Genomic DNA, 20,581 nt, shown 5'->3' on the forward strand with positions numbered 1-20,581 from the left:
GCCATGGCTTCCTCTTCGTCTTCCTCCACCCGCAAGAACGTCCTGGTCTTTCGCACCCTGCCCGAGGACCAGCTCGCGCGCCTGCAGGCCGCGCACGAGGTCGTCGTGGCCGACGCGCGCCAGTCGCCCGAGGCCTTCGCGGCCGCGCTGCCGGCGGCGCAGGGCCTGATCGGCTCGAGCGTCAACTTCAATGCCTCGATGCTCGACGCGGCGCCCCGGCTCGAGGTGATCTCGAGCGTCTCGGTCGGTGTCGACAACTACCCGCTGACCGAGCTGCGCCGCCGCAACATCGTGCTGTGCCACACGCCCGACGTGCTGACCGAGACCGTGGCCGACACCATGTTCGCGATCCTCATGGCCACGCAGCGCCGCGTGGTCGAGCTCTCGACCCTGGTGCGCGAAGGCCGCTGGACGAAGAACATCGGCGAGGACCTGTTCGGCACCGACGTGAACGGCAAGACGCTCGGCATCCTCGGCTTCGGCCGCATCGGCCAGGCCGTGGCGCGCCGCGCCGCCCTGGGCTTCGGCATGCCGGTGCTCTACCACGCGCGCCGCGCGGTCGACCTGGCCGCGCAGGCGCCCGAGCTGCAGGGCCGCGCCACGCACACGCCGCTCGACGAGCTGCTGGCGCGCGCCGACATCGTGCTCGCGATGCTGCCGCTGACCGAGGCCACGCGCGACATGGCCGACGCCGCCTTCTTCGCGCGCATGAAGCCCGGCGCCGCCTTCATCAACGGCGGCCGCGGCGCGACCGTGAACGAGCAGGCGCTGCTCGACGCGCTCGACAAGGGCACGCTGCGCGCGGCCGGCCTCGACGTGTTCGCCAAGGAGCCGCTGCCGGCCGATTCGCCGCTGCGCACCCATCCGCGCGTGACGCCGCTGCCGCACATCGGCTCGGCCACGCACGAGACCCGGCATGCGATGGCCGAGCTCGCGACCACCAACCTGCTGCAGGTGCTGGCCGGGGAGAGGCCGACCGCGCCCTACGACACGGCCAGCGCATGAAACCCACGGGCCGCGCCACCATCGCCGACGTGGCGCAGGCCGCGGGCGTCTCCAAGGCCACGGTCTCGCGCTTCCTCAACCACCGCGAGCGGCTGCTGAGCCCCGACATCGCGGCGCGCGTCGAGGCCGCGATCGCCCAGCTCGCCTATTCGCCGAGCCCGATGGCGCAGGCGCTGAGCCACGGCCGCTCGCGCCTCATCGGCCTGATCGTGGCCGACATCACCAACCCCTATTCGGTGGCGGTGCTGCGCGGCGCCGAGAAAGCCTGCCAGGACGCCGGCTACCTCGTGATGCTGTTCAACCTCGGCAACGAGAGCGAACGCGAGCGCGAGGCCATCGACGCGCTCGCGGGCTACCAGGTCGACGGCTTCATCCTCAACACCCTGGGCCGCGGCAGCGGCGTGTTCGACGCGGTCGCGCTGCACGGCAAGCCCGCGGTGCTGGTCGACCGGCGCCACGCGGGCATGCACACCGACTTCGTCTCGCTCGACAACGAGGCCGCGATGAAGGCCACCTGCGACCACCTGGTCGAGGGCGGCTTTCGCGAGCTGCTCTACGTGACCGAGCCGCTCGCGGGCGTGAGCTCGCGGCGCGAGCGGACCGCGGCCTTCGGCGCCTGCGTGACCGCGAACGGCCCGCGCATGGCCGGCGAGGTGTTCGAGAGCGTGGAGGGCGAACAGCAGGCGCTCGACGATGCGCTCGCGGCGCTGCGCAAGCGCGCCAGGCGCGGCCGACGCGCCGCCGTGGTGGCGGGCAACGCGGTCGTCACGCTGCGCGTGGCGCAGGCGATGGCGCGGCTGGGCTGGCAGTTCGGCGCCGACCTCGGCTTCGTCGGCTTCGACGATCCCGAATGGGCCTCGCTGATCGGCCCGGGCCTCAGCACCGTCGCCCAGCCCACCGACGACATCGGCCGCGCCGCCGCTAGCTGCCTGATCGACCGGCTGCGGGGGCTCGAAAGCCCGCCGCGGCAGTTGCTGCTGCCGGGGCAGTTGCAGGTGCGGGGCTCGTCGAAGGCGCCTGTCCCCGCGTAGCCGGGTCGGCTTCGGCCGCGAAGCGCGCCGGCCCGCGCATCCAGTCGGCCGCGCGCTCGGCGATCATCACCGTGGGCGCGTTGGTGTTGCCGCCGATCAAGGTCGGCATCACCGAGGCATCGACCACGCGCAGGCCCTCGATGCCGCGCACGCGCAGCCGTGGGTCGACCACCGCCCCCGCGTCGTTGGGAGCGCCCATGCGGCAGGTGCCGACCGGGTGGTAGATGGTGTCGGCTCGCGCGCGGATCTGGCGCACCAGGTCCTCGTCGCCGCGCGCATCGGCCGTGTAGAGCTCGCGCTGGCGGTACTTCGCGAGCGGTGCCGCCGCCATGATCTCGCGCGTCTTCTTCACGCCCTGCAGCAGCAGCGCGAGGTCCTCGGGGTCGGACAGGAAGCGCGGGTCGATCAGCGGTGCCGAGGCCGGGTTGGCGTCGGCCAGCCGGACCTCGCCGCGGCTCTTCGGCCGCAGCACGCAGACATGGCACGAGAAGCCGTAGCCCGCATGCAGCTTGCGCGCATGGTCGTCGGTGATGGCGATCACGAAGTGCAGCTGCAGGTCGGGCCGGCGCAGCTCGGGCGAGGACTTGACGAAGGCGCCGCCCTCGGCGAAAGGCGTGGCGACCAGGCCGGTGCCGGTCCTGCGCCACAGGAGCGCCTGGCGCAGCAGGGTCCAGCTCGCGCCGAGGCCGATGCCGAACAGGTCGCGGTGCTTCGAGCGGTAGGCGAGGATGAAGTCGAGGTGGTCCTGCAGGTTGCGCCCCACGCCGGGCAGCGCCTGCTGCACCGCGATGCCGTGCTGCTGCAGCTGCGCGGGATCGCCGATGCCCGAGAGCATCAGCAGCTGCGGCGAATGGAAGGCGCCGCCGCACAGCGCCACCTCGCGCCGCGCATGGATGCGCTCGACGTTGCCGCCGCGGCGCACCTCCACGCCCACGGCGCGGCCATGCTCGATCACCACGCGCAGCGCCTGCGTGTGCGTGAGCACCGCGAGGTTGGGGCGCGTCATCGCCGGGTGCAGGTAGGCGGCCGCGGCCGAGCAGCGCTCGCCGTTCCTCGCGCCGCCATGGAACTGCGTGACCTGGTAGAGGCCCGCGCCTTCCTGCTCGATGCCGTTGAAGTCGTCGTTGAAGGGCACGCCCGACTGCACCGCGGCGCGCACGAAGTCCTCGCTGATGGCGCGCGGCGTCTGCTGGTCGGCCACCTGCAGCGGACCGTCGGCCCCGTGCAGCGGGCTCGCGCCGCGCTGGTTGCCCTCGGCGCGGCGGAACCAGGGCAGCACGTCGCCGAAGGACCAGCCGCCGCAGCCGGCGCGCTCCCAGTCGTCGTAGTCCTCGCGGTGGCCGCGCACGTAGAGCATGGCGTTGATCGCGCTCGAGCCGCCGAGGCAGCGCCCGCGCGGCTGGTAGCCGCGGCGCCCGTCCAGGCCCGGCTGCGGCTCGGTGCGCAGCGCGTAGTTGTTGATCGGCGGGCGGCCCGGCAGCATCGCCACCGTGGCGGCCGGCGCGCGCACCAGGATGCCGCGGCCGTCGCCGCCGGCCTCGATCAGGCACACGCGCACGCGCGCATCCTCGCTGAGCCGCGCGGCGAGCGTGGCGCCTCCGGAGCCGCCTCCGACGATCACGTAGTCGAACTCCATCGCCCCGCGTCCTTTCCTGCTTCTTCTTCGATTGCGCCGATGCCGGCCCGTGGACTGTAGGAACGAAACGGGGCAGGGCGCCTAGCGTTTTCCCGTCGGACCAAAGTGGCACTGTCGCGTGCGCGACGCGTGTAGTAGGAACCTCCGACGGGTTTCCCCTGGCGGAGCCGACAGGCGAATGACAGTTGCGCGGACCACACTCGGAAGAAGAACAACGACAGCATCCGAGACCACCGCCATGCCCGCACTTTCTTCCTCTTCTTCTCTCCCCGCGCTCTCGCGCCGCGGCGCGCTGCGCCTGTCGCTCGGCGGCATGGCGATGGCCTCGGTGCCCGGCCTGGGCTGGGCCGCCACCGGGCTGGCCGCGCCCGTGCCCGCCGATGGCCTGCCGCGCGGCGTGCCCGAGGCGCAGGGCGTGTCGTCGTCGGCGATCCTGGCCTTCCTCGACGAGGCCGAGCGCGGCGCCTTCGAGCTGCACGGCTTCATGCTGTGGCGCCGCGGCCAGGTGCTGGCCGAGGGCTGGTGGGAGCCCTACGGCCCGCAGCGGCGCCACATGACGCATTCGCTGACCAAGAGCGTGACCGTCTGCGCGGTCGGCATGGCGGTGGCCGAGGGGCGCTTCGGGCTCGACGACAAGGTGGTGTCCTTCTTTCCCGAGCATCTGCCGCCGGTGGTGAGCCCGAACCTCGCGGCGATGACGGTGCGCGACCTGCTGACCATGCGCACCGGCCATGCCGCCATGACCTCGGGCTCGGTGTGGCGCCAGATCCGCACCAGCTGGATCGCCGAGTTCTTCAAGATCCCGGTGGTGAATCCGCCCGGCACGCAGTTCGTCTACACCAGTGCCGCCACCTACATGCTGTCGGCCATCGTCACCAAGACCACGGGCCAGCCGGTGGCCGACTACCTGAAGCCGCGCTTCTTCGATCCGCTGGGCATCACGGGCTACGAATGGGAGGTCGGGCCCGAGGGCATCTCGCCGGGCGCCAACGGCCTGAGCTGGAAGACCGTCGATTCGCTCAAGCTCGGCATCCTGCATGCGCAGAACGGCATGTGGAACGGCAGGCAGGTGCTGACGAAGGAATGGGTCGATGCGGTGCACCGGCCGCACACGAAGGACAAGTACGGCTACCAGTGGTGGCTGGGCCCGAACGGCGCCTACAACGCCGACGGGCTGTTCGGCCAGTACGCGGTGGTGTTCCCCGCGCACGACGCGGTGCTCGCGATCAACGCGGCGCTGCCGCCGAAGGCCGGCTTCAACGCGGGGCTGCTCTACAAGCACTTCCCGGCCGCGTTCGAGAGCGCGCCCGCCGATGGCGGCCGGGCCAGCGCCGCGCTGCGCCGGCGCATGGCGGGCCTGCGCCTGCTGCCGCCGGTGCGGCCGACCTCGTCGCCGGTGGCCGCGGCCGTGTCGGGCCAGCGCTACGAGTTTCCCGACAACCCCGACAGGATCAAGGCCGCGCGCCTGGACTTCGGCGCCGAGGCCTGCAGCTTCACGCTCGAGGACGAACGCGGCACGCACACGGTGCAGGTGGGATTGAAGAAGCCGATCGAGGGCGACACCACCATGACCGGCAACCGCCTGCATCACGAGTACCAGCCCGCCGTTATGCGCGTGGTCGCGAGCGGCGAGTGGCTCGACGAGCGCACCTTCGTGATGAGCTGGACCTTCGTCGAATCGGCCTTCCGCGACACCGTGACCTGCCGCTTCGCCTCGCGCTACCTGCGGCTCGACCGCAGCGTGAACGTGAACTCGAGCGCGACCGAGATGCCGACGCTGACCGGCGCGCGCGCGGTGAAGGCGGCCTGACAACTACGGAAGGTCGTAGGCCTTGCCAGCGCGGCACGGCGGCGGCGATGGCCTCTTGTCCTGCATGCAGCGACGGCATCCGCAACCTTTGGCGACACGCTGCGACGGATTAAAACCTCCGGTATCGAAAACCAGATGGAGGCCCGATCCGTGAATGAAGAACATCACTACCTCGACCAGTTCGAAAGCTTTCTGAAGCGCCGCGAACAGGCGGCCGACATCTCGGTCAGCGTCACGGTCGAGATCGAGGAGCGGCAGCCGCGCGGCGTCCCGGACAACTTCTGGGCCGGCGCCGACGGGACGGGGGTCGAACGCGGCGTGGCCGCGCATTAGATCCTCGATGCCGGGGCGCCCGCTCCGGCTCAGGCCGCGCGCAGCCAGACCTTGCCGTCGGCCGACTCTTCCACCGCCAGGGGAACCAGGCGCGCACCCTTGCAGGGGCCGCCCACGCACAAGCCCGTGTCGGGCTCGTAGATCGCGCCGTGCCGCGCGCACATCAGGTAGCGGCCCGAGCGCTCGAGCACCTGGCCCTCGAAATCGATCGGGCCGCCCACGTGCGCGCACTGGTTGAGGTAGCCATGGACCCGGCCCTGCCAGCGCACGACGAAGGCCGGCCCGCGGCCCGGCGCCTCGAACTTCACCGCGTCGCGGGATTCGGGCAGCGCGCCGCAGATCAGCAGTGCATCGGTCATGGTGGTGCGGACATTCAGGGCGGGGAGGGCTGCGACAGCACCCACTGCGCGAGCCGGCGCGATTCGTCGAGGCTCATGTGGGGCTGGCGCGGCATGATGACGCGGCCCCAGGCACCGACGCTGCCGTCGCGCAGCTTGTCGGCGAGACGGGCCGGTGCCTCGGGGTCGTGGCGGTAGCGCGCCGCGATCTGCGCGAAGCCCGGTCCCACCTGCTTGCGCACCATGCCGTGGCAACTGAGGCAGGCATAGCGCGCGACCGGCTCGCGCAGCGGCGCCGGTATCTCGTCGGCCGCGGCCGCCAGCGGCGCGATGGCCGCGAGCGGCAGTGCCAGCCACAGGGACCGCGGCAGGCGAATCAGCCGATCTCCGCGATCAGTTCGATCTCGACGCAGGCGCCCATCGGGATCTGCGCCACGCCGAAGGCGCTGCGCGCATGCGCGCCCTTCTCGGGGCCGAAGACCTCGGCGAACAGTTCGCTCGCGCCGTTGGTCACGAGGTGCTGCTCGGTGAAGCTGCCGACCGAGTTGACCAGGCTCATCACCTTGACGATGCGCTTGACCTTGTTCAGGTCGCCCACGGCCGCATGCAGCGTGCCCAGCAGGTCGACCGCCACCGCGCGCGCGGCCTGCTTGCCCTGCTCGGTGCTGACGTCGGCGCCGAGCTGGCCGGTCCAGACCTTGCCGTCCTTCTTGGCGATGTGGCCCGACAGGAACACGAGGTTGCCGGTCTGCACGAAAGGCACGTAGGCGGCGGCCGGAACCGAGACCGGCGGGAGGGTGATGCCGAGGCTGGAAAGCTTGTCGTAGACGCTCATGAAGAAGGCTCCTGGTGAGACGGTGGTGAAGGCGGCCGCGCGGAGGGCGGCTGCGGGGAATCGACCGGCGTTTGTACCGGCGAAGCCGCGATCGTAGGCGACGCCGCGGCCGAAGGCCCTGCGCCGCCGGGGGCTTGCGGCGGCTCGAGCTCGTCGACCGGCTGTACCGTCACGCCCACGTGCAGCGTGTGGCGCGCGCCGCCGTGCAGCACGCCGCGCATCGGCGAGACGTCGGAGTAATCGCGGCCGATCGCCAGCGTCACGTAGTCCTCGCCGGGCTGGCGGCCATTGGTGGGATCGAAGTCGGCCCAGTCGCCGGCGCTGCCGGGGCCGTCGCCTTCGCCGGGCAGGTAGACCGAGACCCAGGCGTGCGAGGCATCGGCGCCGATCAGCCGCGGCTGGCCCGGCGCCGGCTGCGTCAGCAGGTAGCCGCTGACGTAGCGCGCCGGCAGGCCCATCCCGCGGAAGCACGCGATCATGATGTGCGCGAAGTCCTGGCACACGCCCTTGCGCTGGGCCAGCGCCTCGGCCGCGGGCGTGTTGATCTCGGTGCTGTCGGCGTCGTAGTCGAAGTCGCGGTGGATGCGCTCGGTGAGGTCCATCGCCACGTCGAAGGCCGGGCGGCCCGGCGCGAAGCTCGCGCGCGCATAGGCGACGAAGTCGTCGTGGCGCGGCACGTAGGGCGAGGGGAAGACGAACTCCGAGGCCGGGTCGAACAGCGCGTCCTTGCGGAAGCGGAAGCGCTCGCGCACCGACTCCCACGGCAGCTCGCGCGCCACCGCGCTCGAGAGCACGGGCTCCGAGGTCTCGACCACGCTCTCGGCCGTGACCACCAGGCTGTCGTGCGTGGTGTCGAGCGCGAAGAAGGCGCGCACGTTGCCGTAGAGGTCGGCCTGCTCGACGCGCTGCGCGGGCGCGGGCTCGATCGCGAGCCGGTGGCTCAGCAGGCGCTGCGAGGGCGTGACCAGCGGCCGCAGGTGCGCGAGGTGCTGCGCGGTCTCGACCGGCGGCGAGTACTCGTAGCGGGTTTCGTGGGTGACGTGGAGTCGCATGGCGCGCGCCGTGGGTTACTTCGACGCGGCGCCGAAGTGCGAGGCGTAGATCCTGTCGTAGCTGCCGTCGGCCTTGATCTCGGCCAGGCCCTTGTCGAGCCTGGCGAGCAGCTCGGCGTTGCCCTTCTTCACCGCGAGGCCGTACTGCTCGGTCGCGAAGCCGGCATCGCTCACGGTCTTGAAGCCCGCGCCCGCGTTGTTCGCGAGGTAGTGCGCCACCACGCCGTTGTCGGCCACCACCGCCTGCACGCCGCCGGCCTCGAGCTCCTTGAGCGCGAGCGGCGTCGATTCGAAGCGCTTGATGTTCGCGCTCGATTTGCCCAGCAGCTTGCCGACCACTTCGTCGCCCGTGGTGCCGTTCTGCACGCCGACCTTGAGCGTCTTCAGGTCCTCGAAGCGGGTCACGCTCGCGTCGCTCCTGACCGCGATCAGCTGGCGCGCGTCGAAGTAGGGCTGCGAGAAGTCCATGGTCTGGCGGCGCTCGGGCGTGATGGTGATGGCCGACACCAGGAAGTCGCGGTCGCCCTGGTCGAGCGTGTTGAAGATGCCTTCCCACGGCGTGTTGACGAACTTCACCTCGATGCCGGCCTTCTTCGCGACGGCATTCACGATGTCGATGTCGAAGCCCACGATCTCGCCCTTCTCGTTCTGCGATTCGAAGGGCGTGTAGGCGGCATCGGTGCCCACGACCAGCACGCGCGCGGCGGACGGTGCGGGCGGGGCCGATGCGGCGGCGGGCGCGGCGGTCTCCTGCTTGCCGCAGCCGGCGAGCGCGAGGACCGTGGCGAGGCCGGCGGCCAGGGCGAAGCGGCGATGGATCGTGGTCATGGGAAGCCCTCCTTGGTCTGTCGTTGCTTGTAGGGGTGGTCTGGTCGCGCGGCGCGCGCAGCGAGGGCTCAGGCGCCCACGGAGCGCAGCGATTCCGAGGTCAGCGTGAAGTAGCGGATGCCGATGGCATCGGACACATGGTAGGCGGCGGCCTCGCAGTGCGCGAGCAGCGCGGCCAGCGCCGCATAGGGGCCGTCCTCGCCGCCGGCGGGGCCGGGGTCGCACAGGTGCTCGAGCGTCCAGGTGGCCGGGTCGGGCAGCTCGTACGACAGCGCCGTGAGCTTGCCGGGCGCGCTGCCCGCGAGCCGCGCGATGCGCCCGCGCAGGGTCTGCGTGACCCAGGCCAGCGAGCGCGGGTTCTCGGCGTCGAGCACCAGCAGGTCGACCAGCGTGGCGACGTCGCGGCGCTGCTGGTAGCGCGCATGGAAGGTGATGGTGCTGTCGAACAGCGCGACCATCGCCTCGAAGCCGCCGACCTCGTGCACCGCGTGGTTCTGGAAACCCGCGAGCAGGGCGTTGGCGAGGAAGCTCAGGCGCTCGATGTGGCGGCCGATCGACAGCAGCCGCCAGGCATCGTCGCGCGTCATGCGGTCGGTCTGCGCGCCGGTCATGGCCGCGAGCGCCGAACTGGCCGACTCGAGCGAGCGCAGCGCCGCGCCGGTGGCGAAGCTGCCTTCGCCGGCCTGCTCGGCGGCGCGGCGCAGGAAGTCGGCCTCGGCGCGCACGATCTGGTTCCAGTGGTCGGGCGAGAGCCGCTCGCGCACCGCGGCCGCGGCCTGGCGGATGCTGCGCAGGCTGTAGCCCACGCTGCCGCCCTGCGCCACGTCGCCGAGCTCGGCGATCAGCGCGCGCTCGAACACGCGGCGCGACTGAGGCGCGCTCGGCACGCCGGCCGGCACCAGCGCATTGCGCACCGCCATGCGGTGCAGCCATTCGAGCAGCGGGCGCGAGGACTGGTCCTCGCCGCCGAGGATGTTGAGCGTGAGGCGCGCCAGCCGCACCGCGTTCTCGGCGCGCTCGGTGTAGCGGCCGAGCCAGAACATGTTCTCGGCCGCGCGGCTGGTGACCGGCGCGCGGTGCCGCGCCAGCGAGGCCGGCGTGGCCTGCGGCTGCAGCAGCGTGGTGCGGTCGACCTCGCCATGGGTCTGCACCCAGACGTCGGCGCTGCTGCCGCCGCGCTGCATCGAGGCGATCTGTGCATCGGGCCCCGCGAGCCGCGCCAGCCCGCCGGGCAGCACGCGCCACGATTGCGCGCCGTCGCTGACCGCGAACACGCGCAGCAGCACCGCGCGCGGCGCGATGTGGCCGGGCCCGAGGTCGCTGGCCCAGGTCGGCATCTGCGACAGCGGCAGGTAGCTCTGCACCGTGTGGGCCTCGCCCTCGCGCACGATGCGCCCGGCCCATTCGTCGAGCTCGCGGCGCCCGAGCTGGCGGCCCAGCACCGCGTCGAAGCTCTCGCGCCCGTCGATGCCCGGGTAGGTGGGCTTGATGAAGCAGTCGCCGAGCTGCGGCAGCACCGCCTCGAGCGCCGCGCGCTCGCCGCACCACCAGGTGGGCAGCGCGGGCAGCAGCAGCTTCTCGTCGAGCAGGTGGCGCGCCAGGCCGGGCAGGAAGCCCAGCAGCGCCGGCGACTCGAGGAAGGCCGAGCCCGGCATGTTGGCCACCAGCACGTTGCCGGCGCGGATCGCCTGCAGCAGGCCCGGCACGCCGAGCGTGGAGTCGGGGCGCAGCTCGAGCGGGTCGAGGAACTGGTCGTCGAGCCGCTTGATGAGCCCGTGCACGGGGCGCAGGCCCTGCAGCGTCTTGAGGTACAGGCGCTGGTCGCGCACCGTGAGGTCGTTGCCCTCGACCAGCGTGACGCCAAGGTAGCGCGCGAGGTAGGCGTGCTCGAAGTAAGTCTCGTTGTAGGGACCGGGCGTGAGCAGCGCGATGTGCGGCGGCACGCCGGCCGGGCACATGCGCTGCAGGCCGTCCATCATGGCGCTGTAGGTGGCGGCCAGCCGCTGTACGTGCAGCGCCTCGAAGGCCTGCGGAAACTGGCGCGTGATCGCGAGCCGGTTCTCGAGCAGGTAGCCCAGGCCCGAGGGCGCCTGGGTGCGCTGCGACACCACCCACCAGTTGCCGTCGGGGCCGCGCGCGAGGTCGAAGGCTGCGATGTGCAGCCAGGTGTCGCCCGGCGGCTTCACGCCGTGCAGCGCGCGCAGGTAGCCCGGATGGCCGCGCACCAGCGCGGGCGGCAGCAGGCCTTCGGCCAGGAGGCGCTGCGGGCCGTAGACGTCGGCCATCACGCGGTCGAGCACGCGCACGCGCTGCAGCACGCCGGTCTCGATCTGCGCCCAGCTCTCGGGCGAGACGATCAGCGGGAACAGGTCGAGCGACCAGGGCCGCTGCGGGCCGTGAGTGGCGTCGGCGTAGACGTTGTAGGTGACGCCGTTGTCGCGGATCTGGCGCTCCAGGCTGACCGCGCGCCGCGGCAGGTCGCCGAAGCCGTCGGAGCCGAGCTGCTCGAAGAAGGCATGCCAGGGCGGCAGCAGCGGGGGCTTGTCGCCGGCGGCGGGGGCCGGCGCGGCGGTGTCGGCGGAGGGCGCGCGTTGGGCCGCGGATTGCGTCTGGGTCTGGCCGCCCTGCGTTTGGGATTGGCTTTGGCTGCCCGCCGTCGCATCGTGCAAGTGCGGCCCCGTGGGCGCTGCCGGCCCTGCGGCGGGCCGTGCGGGCGCCTCCGGCGTCGCGATGCCGCGCAGCTCGTCGAAGTGGCCGGGCAGGGCGGGCGGGGCGAGCGCCGACCCCAGGGCGGCCGGAAAATCCAGCGCCTGGGCGTCGAACAGGGATTCGTTGAGGGGTTCCACAGGGTTGGGATTGTCACATCGCTGTCACCGGGCCCGCCGGCGATGGCGTGCGAAATGCCCGCTGCAGCCATCCGTGTGGGCGGGACGACACACCCGGCGGCCCGGCCCGCGCCCCGTGGACGAGGGGCGGGCCGCGGGCGCCGCTCAGCGCCGCAGGTCGAGCGTGAACGGGAATTCGCGGCTGCCGGGCACCTCGATGGTGGCGGCCGGCGTGCGCATCAGGCCCGGCGTGTGGCCGGTGCGCGTGAAGCGCGAGAGGCGCCGGCTCTCGGCCTCGTAGGCATTGACCGGGAAGGTCTCGTAGTTGCGGCCGCCCGGATGGGCCACGAAGTACTGGCAGCCGCCGAGCGAGCGCTTCATCCAGGTGTCGACCAGGTCGACCGTCAGCGGCGCATGGGCCTTGATGCTCGGATGCAGCGCCGAGGGCGGGTTCCAGGCCTTGTAGCGCACGCCGGCGACGAACTCGCCGGCCACGCCCGTGGGCTGCAGCGGCAGCACGCGGCCGTTGACGGTGACCACGTGGCGGCTCTCGTTGAGGCCGGTCACGCGCACCTCGATGCGCTCGAGCGAGGAGTCGACGTAGCGCACCGTGCCGCCGGCCGAGCCTTCCTCGCCCATCACGTGCCAGGGCTCGAGCGCGTTGCGCAGCGAGAGCTCGACGCCCATCGCCTGCACCTGGCCCACGAGCGGGAAGCGGAACTCGAAGTGCGGCGCGAACCAGTCGGGATCGAAGGCGAAGCCGGCCTGGCGCATCTCGCTGATGACGTCGTCGAAATCCATCTTGACGAAGGTCGGCAGCAGGAAGCGGTCGTGCAGCTCGGTGCCCCAGCGCGTGACGGGCGCCTTGTAGGGTTCGTCCCAGAAGCGCGCCACCAGCGCGCGGATCAGCAGCTGCTGCGCGATGCTCATGCGCGCATGCGGCGGCATCTCGAAGGCGCGCAGTTCGAGCAGGCCGAGGCGCCCGGTGCTGGAGTCGGGCGAGTAGAGCTTGTCGATGCAGAACTCGCTGCGGTGCGTGTTGCCCGAGACGTCGATCAGGATGTTGCGCAGCGTGCGGTCGACCAGCCAGGCCGGCATGTGCTGGCCGTACAGCTCGCGGTTCTTCGCGATCTCCCTGAGCGCGATCTCGAGCTCGTAGACCTGGTCGTTGCGCGCTTCGTCGACGCGCGGCGCCTGGCTGGTCGGGCCAATGAACATGCCCGAGAACAGGTAGCTCAGCGAGGGATGGTTGTGCCAGTACAGCAGCAGGCTGGCCAGCAGCTCGGGCCGGCGCAGGAAGGGGCTGTCGGCCGGCGTGGCGCCGCCCATCACGAAGTGGTTGCCGCCGCCGGTGCCGGTGTGGCGGCCGTCGGTCATGAACTTCTCGGCCGACAGCCGGGTCTCGAACGCGGCCTGGTAGAGGAATTCGGTGTGGTCGACCAGTTCCTTCCAGTTGTGGGCCGGATGGATGTTGACCTCGATCACGCCGGGGTCGGGCGTGACCTGCAGCATCTTCAGGCGCGGATCGCGCGGCGGCGGATAGCCTTCCATCACGATGCGCACGCCGAGCTCGCGTGCGGTGGCTTCCACGGCGGCGACCAGGTCGAGGTAGTCCTCGAGGCGTGCCAGCGGCGGCATGAAGACGTAGAGCACGCCCGAGGCGCTGCCCTTCTTCTCGGCCGCCGGGCCGTTGGCGCGACGCGGGTCGCGCACCTCGACGCACAGCGCGGTGCGCGTGACCCAGTGGGCCGATTCGCCGCGCAGCGGCTGGCGCGTGGCGGCGCTGTCGAGGGCGGCGTCGGCATCGGCCGCGCTGCCGTCGCCCGTGCCTTCGCCGATGCCGGTACCGGGCCCCTGCATGCGCAGCGCCGCGGGCACGGCCGCGGGCGTGCCGAAGGCATAGGGCACGGCGCCGAGGTCGGCACCGGTACCGCCGGCCGTGCCCACGGTGTAGCGCGCGCGGTAGTCGGCCGCGCTCGGCAGCGCGTCGCGCGCCGCGGTCGGGTCGCGCTCGATCAGGTAGGGGTAGTCGCCCTTGCTGGCCCAGGGCTGCGAGTCGAGCGGCAGGCGGTAGCCCATCGGCGAATCGCCGGGGATCAGGTAGAGCCGGTCGTCGCGCAGGAACCAGGGGCCGGTCTTCCAGGCCGGGCCCTCGAGCGCGGGCGCGTCGCGGTTCGCGTTGCCGGGCTCGATCGGCAGCATGTAGCCGATCACCGCGTCGAGCTTCTGCGTGAACACGCGGCGCAGGCGCACGCGTTCGAGTTCGTCGTCGAGCTTGGAGTCGAAGGGGTCGACGTTGACCGGCAGGCGGCGTTCGCGCCAGAGGTAGTAGTAGATGTCCTCGAAGCCCGGCTGCACGTAGCGGTCGGTCAGGCCGAGCTTGCGCGCCAGCAGGCTGGTGAAGCGGCGCGCGTCCTCGCTGGTGTAGTGCGTGGGGAAGCGTTCGTCGGCGAACAGCTCGGGGTCGTGCCACAGCGTCTGGCCGTCGGCGCGCCAGAAGATCGACAGCGCCCAGCGCGGCAGCTGCTCGCCCGGGTACCACTTGCCCTGGCCGAAGTGCAGGAAGCCGCCCTGGCCGTACTCGGCGCGCAGCCGGTGGACCAGCTCGGTGGCATAGCCGCGCTTGGTGGGGCCGAGCGCGTCGGTGTTCCATTCGGGCGCGTCGCGGTCGCTGGTGGCCACGTAGGTGGGCTCGCCGCCCATCGTGAGGCGCACGTCGCCGGCCTGCAGCCGCTTGTCGACTGCGTCGCCCAGCGCCAGCACCTCGGCCCATTGCTCCTCGGTGTAGGGCTTGGTCACGCGCGGCGATTCGTAGATGCGCGTGACCTTCATGTCATGGCCGAACTCGACCTTCGACTCGTCCACGCCGCCCTCGATGGGCGCGGCGCTCGAGGGCGTGGGCGTGCAGGCCAGCGGGATGTGGCCCTCGCCGGCCAGCAGGCCGGAGGTGGCATCGAGGCCGATCCATCCGGCGCCCGGCAGGAACACCTCGCACCAGGCATGCAGGTCGGTGAAGTCGACCGTGGTGCCGCTCGGGCCGTCGAGCGCCTTCACGTCGGGCGTGAGCTGGATCAGGTAGCCCGAGACGAAGCGCGCGGCCAGGCCGCAGTGGCGCAGCAGCTGCACCAGCAGCCAGCCCGAGTCGCGGCAGGAGCCGCTGCCGTTGGCGAGCGTTTCTTCCGGCGTCTGCACGCCGGGCTCCATGCGGATCAGGTAGTTGACGTCCTGCTGCACCTGCTGGTTGATGCCGACCAGGAAGTCGATGGTGCGCCGTTCCTTGCGGTCGATCTTGTCGAGGTAGGCCGCGAGCAGCGGCGTGGGCTCCTCGGTGACCAGATAGGGCGCGAGTTCCTCGGCCTGCGAGGGCGTGTACTTGAACGGGAAGTTCTCGGCCTGCGGCTCGAGGAAGAAGTCGAAGGGGTTGTAGACCGCCATCTCGACCACGAGGTCGACCGTGACCTTGAACTCGCGCGTCTTCTCGGGGAACACGAGCCGCGCCTGGTAGTTGGCGAACGGGTCCTGCATCCAGTTGACGAAGTGATCCGCGGGTTCGACGCGCAGCGAGTACGAGATGACGTTGCTGCGGCAATGCGGTGCCGGGCGCAGCCGGACGACCTGCGGGCCGAGTTGCACCAGGCGGTCGTATTTGTAGTGGGTGACGTGGTGGAGCGCGGCGTGGATGGACATGCGTTTTTGTGTGCAGTACTGGCAGATTGCATCGAAAAGATGTCTCTGGTGAGACGCATACTAGCCCAGAAGACAAAGCAATTAGCGCGCCACGAAGCGTCGTTGGGGGAGGGTTTGCATCATGGTCGCCAAGGGTGTGCGAGACGCATTCGATGCCGTCTCGCGCGTGCGCTGCGCGTTCGTCGCGCTCGCAGCGGCGCTCGCGGGCGTGGCGCTGCAACTGCGGCAGCCGGTGCTGTGGGACGGCATGGCTTACGCGGGCGGACTGCTCGCGGGCATCGCAGGTCTCATCGGGGTTTGGCGCATGCCGCGGCGTGCGCGAGTCGCCTGGGTCTGCGCCGCGCTGGCCGGCGCGGCGATCGGCGCGGGGCTCGTGGGCGCACGGGCCACGGTCTACGCGGCGGGCGCGCTCGATCCCGCGCTCGAGGGGCGCGACCTGCAGCTCGTGGGCGTGGTCTCGCAGATGCCGCAGCGCGGCGATGCCGGCACGCGTTTTCGCTTCACTGTCGAGTCCGCGCGCTGGGCCGACCCTGCCGCGGCCGGATCGCCCGCGGTGCCCGACCGCATCGCGCTCGGCTGGTATGCCGAGGGCAGCAGCCTTTGGAACGGCGCGGCCGATGCGTCGGCGCCGGACCTCCTGCCCGAGAGCCCGGTGCATGCCGGCGAGCGCTGGCGCCTGACCGTGCGCCTCAAGGCGCCGCACGGCCATCGCAACCCGCATGGCTTCGACAGCGAGCTGTGGATGTGGGAGCAGGGCCTGCGCGCCAGCGGCCATGTGCGCATCGGCGCGCGCGACGAGGCGCCCGCGCGGCTGGGCCTCACGGGGCGGCATCCGGTCGAACGCGCGCGTGAGGCGGTGCGCGATGCCATCTTCGCGCGCGTGCCCGAGCGCTTTGCCGCGGGCGTGATCGCCGCGCTGGTCACGGGCGACCAGGGCGCGATCGACCGCGAGGGCTGGGACGTCTTCCGTGCCACCGGCGTGGCCCACCTGATGTCGATCTCGGGCCTGCACGTGACCTTGTTCGCGTGGCTCGCCGCGCATGTCGTCGGCGCGCTCTGGCGCCGCGGCCCGCGGCTGATGCTGCGCCTGCCGGCGCAGCGCGCGGCACTCGTGGGCGGCGTGCTGCTGGCCGCGCACTATGCGCTGTTCAGCGGCTGGGGCGTGCCTGCGCAGCGCACGGTCTGGATGCTCGCGACCGTGGCGCTGCTGCGCCTCACCGGGCGGCGCTGGCCCTGGCCGCATGGCTGGCTGCTGACCGCGGCGGTGGTGGTCGCGTTCGATCCCTGGGCCCTGACGCAGGCCGGCTTCTGGCTCAGCTTCGTGGCGGTGGGCGTGCTGTTCGCCACCGATGCGGGGCTGCCTGGCGACACCCGCCCGGGCCTGCGCGCGCGGCTGTGGCGACTGCTGCGCGAGCAATGGACGATCACGCTGGCGCTCACGCCCTTGAGCCTGCTGCTGTTCCAGCAGGTGTCGCTGGTCGGGCTGGTGGCCAACCTGGTCGCGATTCCCTGGGTCACGCTGGTGATCACGCCGCTCGCGATGCTCGGCACCGTCGCCGCGCCGCTGTGGGACCTCGCGGCGCGCGCGGTGCAGGTGTTGGGATTGCTGCTGTCGTGGCTCGCGGCGTTGCCGTTCGCCAGCATTTCGATGGCTGCGCCGCCGGCGTGGCTGGCGGCCTGCGGCGTGGCGGGCGGCGTGCTCGCCGCGATGCGGCTGCCATGGTCGCTGCGCGCGCTCGGCCTGCCATTGCTGCTGCCGGTGCTGCTGTGGCAGCCGGCGCGTCCCGCCCTCGGCGAGTTCGAACTGCTCGCGGCCGACGTCGGCCAGGGCAACGCGGTGCTGGTGCGCACCGCGAACCACAGCCTGCTCTACGACAGCGGCCCGCGCTACAGCCTCGAGAGCGATGCCGGCCAGCGCGTGCTGGTGCCGCTGCTGCGCGCCCTGGGCGAGCGGCTCGACCTGCTGGTGCTGAGCCACCGCGACAGCGACCACACCGGCGGCGCGAGCGCCGTGCTCGCGATGCATCCGCGCGCCGGACTGCTGAGTTCGATCGAGGCCGAACACCCGCTGCAGTCGCAACGCCGCGCGCGGCGCTGCGAGGCGGGCCAGCGCTGGACCTGGGACGGCGTGGACTTCGAGCTGCTGCACCCGCGCTCCGGCGACTACCTGTTCCTCACGCGGCCCAATGCCATCTCGTGCGTGCTGCGCATCGGCAACGGCCGCGCGACCGCGCTGCTGGCCGGCGACATCGAGCGGCTGCAGGAGGCCGCGCTGCTCGAGCGCGTGCCCGAGCGGCTGCGCGCCGACGTGCTGCTGGTGCCGCATCATGGCAGCAGGACCTCGTCGAGTGCTGCCTTCCTCGATGCGGTGCGCCCGCGCATCGGCCTGGTCCAGGCCGGCTACCGCAATCGCTTCGGCCATCCCGTGCCCGAGGTGACGGCGCGCCATGCCGAGCGCGGCGTGCGCCTGGTCGAGAACGTGCGCTGCGGTGCCGTGCACTGGCGCAGCGCCCGCCCGGTCGAGGTGGGCTGCGAGCGCGAACGCGCGCCGCGCTACTGGCAGCACCGGCCGGTCACTGAGGTTGAAACTGTGAACTAGTTGTTAAAAACCCGCCGGGCGAACCCTTGCCAGGTCGGGCGCGGCGGCGTCCCATGCGTTGTAGCGAAAACCAACGACGCAGGGGACCCATGACATCGCATCACCGCCAGGCCTTCTTCCCGCGCCCGCTCGCGGGCATCGCGCCATGACCGCCGCCGTTCCCGCCATCACCAGCAGCCACGTCGGCGGCGGCTCCACAGCGCGGCTCAAGACCCATCGCGAGGGCCCGGTGCTGGTGCTGACGCTCAGCAACCCCGGCGCCCGCAACGCGCTCAGTCCCCCGGTCTACCGCGCCGCGGCCAAGGCCATGCGCGATGCCGCGGGCTTTCGCACCGTGCGCGCCATCGTGCTGTGCGGCGAGGGCGCGCATTTCAGCGGTGGCGGCGACCTGCGCCGGCTGGCCCGGCAGCGCCGGCTGCCGGCCGCCGAGCAGCACGAGCACCTGGCGGCGCTGCACGACTGGATCCTCGCGATCGAGGCGGCGCCGCAGCCGGTCATCGCCGCGGTCGAGGGCGCGGCGGCCGGCGGCGGCTTCTCGCTGGCCCTGGCCTGCGACCTGGTCGTGGCGGCCGAGGACGCGAAGTTCTTCACCTCCTTCGTCAGCATGGGCCTGACGCCCGACGGCGGGGCCACCGATTCGCTGGCCCGCGCGCTGCCGCCGCAGGCCGCGCTCGAACTGCTGCTCGACGGCGAGCCCTGCACGGCGCAGCGGCTGCACGGCTGGGGCGTGGTCAACAAGGTGGTGCCGTCCGGCGAAGCCTGCGCGGTGGCGATCGAGTGGGCCCAGCGGCTCGCGCGCGGGCCCTTCGAGGCGCAGGCGCGCACCAAGCAGCTGGTGCACGCGGCGCGCGGGCGCAGCCGGCGCGAGCAGCTCGATGCCGAGCGCGAATCCTCGGTCGCGAGCCTCTATGGCGACGAGAGCGCCGAGCGCATCAAGGCCTTCCTGTCGCCGCGCAAGAAGCGCGCGGCCGACGCGGCCGCCGTTCCCGAAACGCGCGAATAAAAATCCGACCGTCGCCCGGCCGGGCTTGGCATCAGGGGTTCTACTGGCCTCGAACTTGCTAAGCTATGGCTCAAGGAGATTGGTCGTTCCATGCACAAATTCGACGAGATGTATGAGCAGCTCCCCTATGCGGGAGCCGCGATCCGGCAGCACTACAAGCGATACGACCAATGGCTCGCGAAGCAACCCGGCGAGGTGATGCGTTCGCGGCGCGAAGAGGCGGAAATGATCTTCCGCCGGGTCGGTATCACCTTCGCCGTGTACGGCGCCAAGGACGAGGACGGCTCGGGCACCGAGCGGCTGATCCCGTTCGACCTGCTGCCCCGGATCATTCCGGCGCACGAGTGGGACAGCATGGAGAAGGGGCTGGTGCAGCGCGTCACGGCGCTCAACCGCTTCCTGCATGACGTCTACCACGACCAGGAAATCATCAAGGCCGGCATCATCCCGGCCGAGCAGATCCTCAACAACGCGCAGTTCCGCCCCGAAATGATGGGCGTGACGGTGCCGCACAACGTCTACTCGAACATCTCGGGCATCGACATCGTGCGTGCCCCCGATGCCCACGGCAACGGCGAGTACTACGTGCTCGAGGACAACCTGCGCGTGCCCAGCGGCGTGAGCTACATGCTCGAGAACCGCAAGATGATGATGCGGCTGTTCCCCGAGCTGTTCAACCAGAACCGCATCGCGCCCGTGGCGCACTATCCCGACCTGCTGCTCGAGACGCTGCGCGCCAGCGCGCCGGCCGCGACGGCCGAGCCCACGGTGGTGGTGCTCACGCCCGGCATGTACAACAGCGCCTACTTCGAGCACGCCTTCCTCGCGCAGCAGATGGGCGTCGAGCTGGTCGAGGGCCAGGACCTGTTCGTCAAGGACAACTTCGTCTATATGCGCACCACGCGCGGGCCGAAGCGCGTCGACGTGATCTACCGCCGCGTCGACGACGACTTCCTCGACCCCGAGGTGTTCCGCCCGAGCTCCACGCTGGGCTGCGCGGGCCTGATGCGCGCCTACCGCGACGGCAACGTCGTGATCTGCAATGCCGTGGGCACCGGCGTGGCCGACGACAAGTCGATCTATCCATACGTGCCGAAGATGATCGAGTTCTACCTCGGCGAGCGGCCGATCCTCAAGAACGTGCCGACCTACATGTGCCGCAACAAGGACGAGCTGCAGTACACGCTCGACAACATGAAGGACCTCGTGGTCAAGGAAGTGCACGGCGCCGGCGGCTACGGCATGCTGATCGGCCCGGCCGCCACGCAGGCCGAGATCGAGGACTTCAAGAAGGCCGTGATCGCCAAGCCCGACGGCTACATCGCCCAGCCCACGCTGAGCCTGTCGACCTCGCCGACCTTCGTCGACGCCGGCATCGCGCCGCGCCACATCGACCTGCGGCCCTTCGTGCTCTCGGGCAGCGAGGTGCAGATGGTGCCCGGTGGCCTCACGCGCGTGGCGCTCAAGGAAGGCTCGCTGGTGGTCAATTCCTCGCAGGGCGGTGGCACCAAGGACACCTGGATCCTCGAAGCCGACCGCACGGCCAAGCCGAAGACGCAGTCCCAGTCGCAGAGCCAGTCGGCCTGAGTGCAAGAAGCC

The 20,581-nt window shown here is 71.5% G+C and carries 15 protein-coding genes; 7 read left to right on the forward strand and 8 right to left on the reverse strand.

All coding sequences use genetic code 11. From position 1 onward, the window contains the following. Positions 1–3 precede the first annotated feature (3 nt). Together ACEN9J_RS00510 and ACEN9J_RS00515 are read left to right on the forward strand one after the other, a co-directional pair. A complete protein-coding gene (locus tag ACEN9J_RS00510) occupies positions 4–1,005 on the forward strand; it encodes a 2-hydroxyacid dehydrogenase (RefSeq protein ID WP_413762985.1) in 1,002 nt (333 codons plus the stop codon). Then, positions 1,002–2,036: a LacI family DNA-binding transcriptional regulator gene (locus tag ACEN9J_RS00515; protein ID WP_057595376.1), complete on the forward strand. Its 1,035-nt coding sequence runs from the start codon at positions 1,002–1,004 to the stop codon at positions 2,034–2,036. The genes ACEN9J_RS00510 and ACEN9J_RS00515 overlap by 4 nt, the downstream gene beginning before the upstream one ends. Here ACEN9J_RS00515 and ACEN9J_RS00520 read toward each other — a convergent pair. Further along, a complete protein-coding gene (locus tag ACEN9J_RS00520) occupies positions 1,927–3,672 on the reverse strand; it encodes a GMC family oxidoreductase (RefSeq protein WP_413762986.1) in 1,746 nt (581 codons plus the stop codon). The two genes, ACEN9J_RS00515 and ACEN9J_RS00520, sit on opposite strands and share 110 nt — an antisense overlap. A gap of 238 nt (positions 3,673–3,910) precedes the next feature. On the opposite strand from ACEN9J_RS00520, the gene ACEN9J_RS00525 reads away from it, so the two are divergent. Both ACEN9J_RS00525 and ACEN9J_RS00530 read left to right on the forward strand, forming a co-directional pair. After that, positions 3,911–5,482, forward strand: coding sequence for a serine hydrolase domain-containing protein (locus ACEN9J_RS00525; RefSeq protein WP_413762987.1), 1,572 nt, complete (start codon positions 3,911–3,913; stop codon positions 5,480–5,482). A 150-nt stretch (positions 5,483–5,632) separates the two neighbouring features. After that, a complete protein-coding gene (locus tag ACEN9J_RS00530; protein WP_296723553.1) occupies positions 5,633–5,815 on the forward strand; it encodes a hypothetical protein in 183 nt (60 codons plus the stop codon). 29 nt (positions 5,816–5,844) lie between these two features. Here the strand turns inward: ACEN9J_RS00530 and ACEN9J_RS00535 are convergent, their stop codons facing one another. From ACEN9J_RS00535 to ACEN9J_RS00565, 7 genes are all read right to left on the reverse strand, one after another. Continuing rightward, positions 5,845–6,174 carry a Rieske (2Fe-2S) protein gene (locus ACEN9J_RS00535; RefSeq protein WP_413762988.1) on the reverse strand — a complete coding sequence of 110 codons (330 nt, stop codon included), beginning with the start codon at positions 6,172–6,174 and terminating at the stop codon, positions 5,845–5,847. A gap of 14 nt (positions 6,175–6,188) precedes the next feature. Further along, positions 6,189–6,398, reverse strand: a complete 210-nt coding sequence (locus tag ACEN9J_RS00540) for a c-type cytochrome (protein ID WP_261216040.1) — start codon at positions 6,396–6,398, stop codon at positions 6,189–6,191. Positions 6,399–6,529: 131 nt separating this feature from the next. After that, the gene (locus ACEN9J_RS00545) at positions 6,530–6,988 is read right to left on the reverse strand and encodes a RidA family protein (protein ID WP_261216038.1); all 459 of its coding nucleotides are present in this window, start codon (positions 6,986–6,988) and stop codon (positions 6,530–6,532) included. After that, complete coding sequence (locus ACEN9J_RS00550) at positions 6,985–8,040, reverse strand: transglutaminase family protein (RefSeq protein WP_413762989.1); 1,056 nt, start codon at positions 8,038–8,040, stop codon at positions 6,985–6,987. Before ACEN9J_RS00550 ends, ACEN9J_RS00545 begins: the two co-directional genes overlap by 4 nt. A gap of 15 nt (positions 8,041–8,055) precedes the next feature. Continuing rightward, positions 8,056–8,868, reverse strand: a complete 813-nt coding sequence (locus tag ACEN9J_RS00555; RefSeq protein WP_413762990.1) for a basic amino acid ABC transporter substrate-binding protein — start codon at positions 8,866–8,868, stop codon at positions 8,056–8,058. Between the two features lie 68 nt (positions 8,869–8,936). Further along, a complete protein-coding gene (locus ACEN9J_RS00560; protein WP_413762991.1) occupies positions 8,937–11,714 on the reverse strand; it encodes a circularly permuted type 2 ATP-grasp protein in 2,778 nt (925 codons plus the stop codon). Between the two features lie 144 nt (positions 11,715–11,858). Further along, entirely contained in the window at positions 11,859–15,380 is a 3,522-nt protein-coding gene (locus ACEN9J_RS00565; protein ID WP_413762992.1) for a DUF2126 domain-containing protein, read from the reverse strand. Between the two features lie 121 nt (positions 15,381–15,501). Here ACEN9J_RS00565 and ACEN9J_RS00570 point away from each other — a divergent pair, with 121 nt between their 5' ends. The 3 genes from ACEN9J_RS00570 (at position 15,502) to ACEN9J_RS00580 (ending at position 20,569) form a co-directional block, all read left to right on the forward strand. Next, positions 15,502–17,979 (forward strand): DNA internalization-related competence protein ComEC/Rec2, encoded by a 2,478-nt coding sequence (locus ACEN9J_RS00570; RefSeq protein ID WP_413762993.1) that lies wholly within the window; start codon positions 15,502–15,504, stop codon positions 17,977–17,979. Positions 17,980–18,124: 145 nt separating this feature from the next. Next, positions 18,125–18,982 (forward strand): oxepin-CoA hydrolase, alternative type, encoded by an 858-nt coding sequence (locus tag ACEN9J_RS00575; protein WP_261216027.1) that lies wholly within the window; start codon positions 18,125–18,127, stop codon positions 18,980–18,982. 90 nt (positions 18,983–19,072) lie between these two features. Next, complete coding sequence (locus tag ACEN9J_RS00580) at positions 19,073–20,569, forward strand: circularly permuted type 2 ATP-grasp protein (protein ID WP_413762994.1); 1,497 nt, start codon at positions 19,073–19,075, stop codon at positions 20,567–20,569. Positions 20,570–20,581 lie beyond the last annotated feature (12 nt).

This window comes from Variovorax sp. Varisp41 (assembly GCF_047325085.1).
In the GTDB taxonomy this organism is placed as follows: domain Bacteria; phylum Pseudomonadota; class Gammaproteobacteria; order Burkholderiales; family Burkholderiaceae_C; genus Variovorax.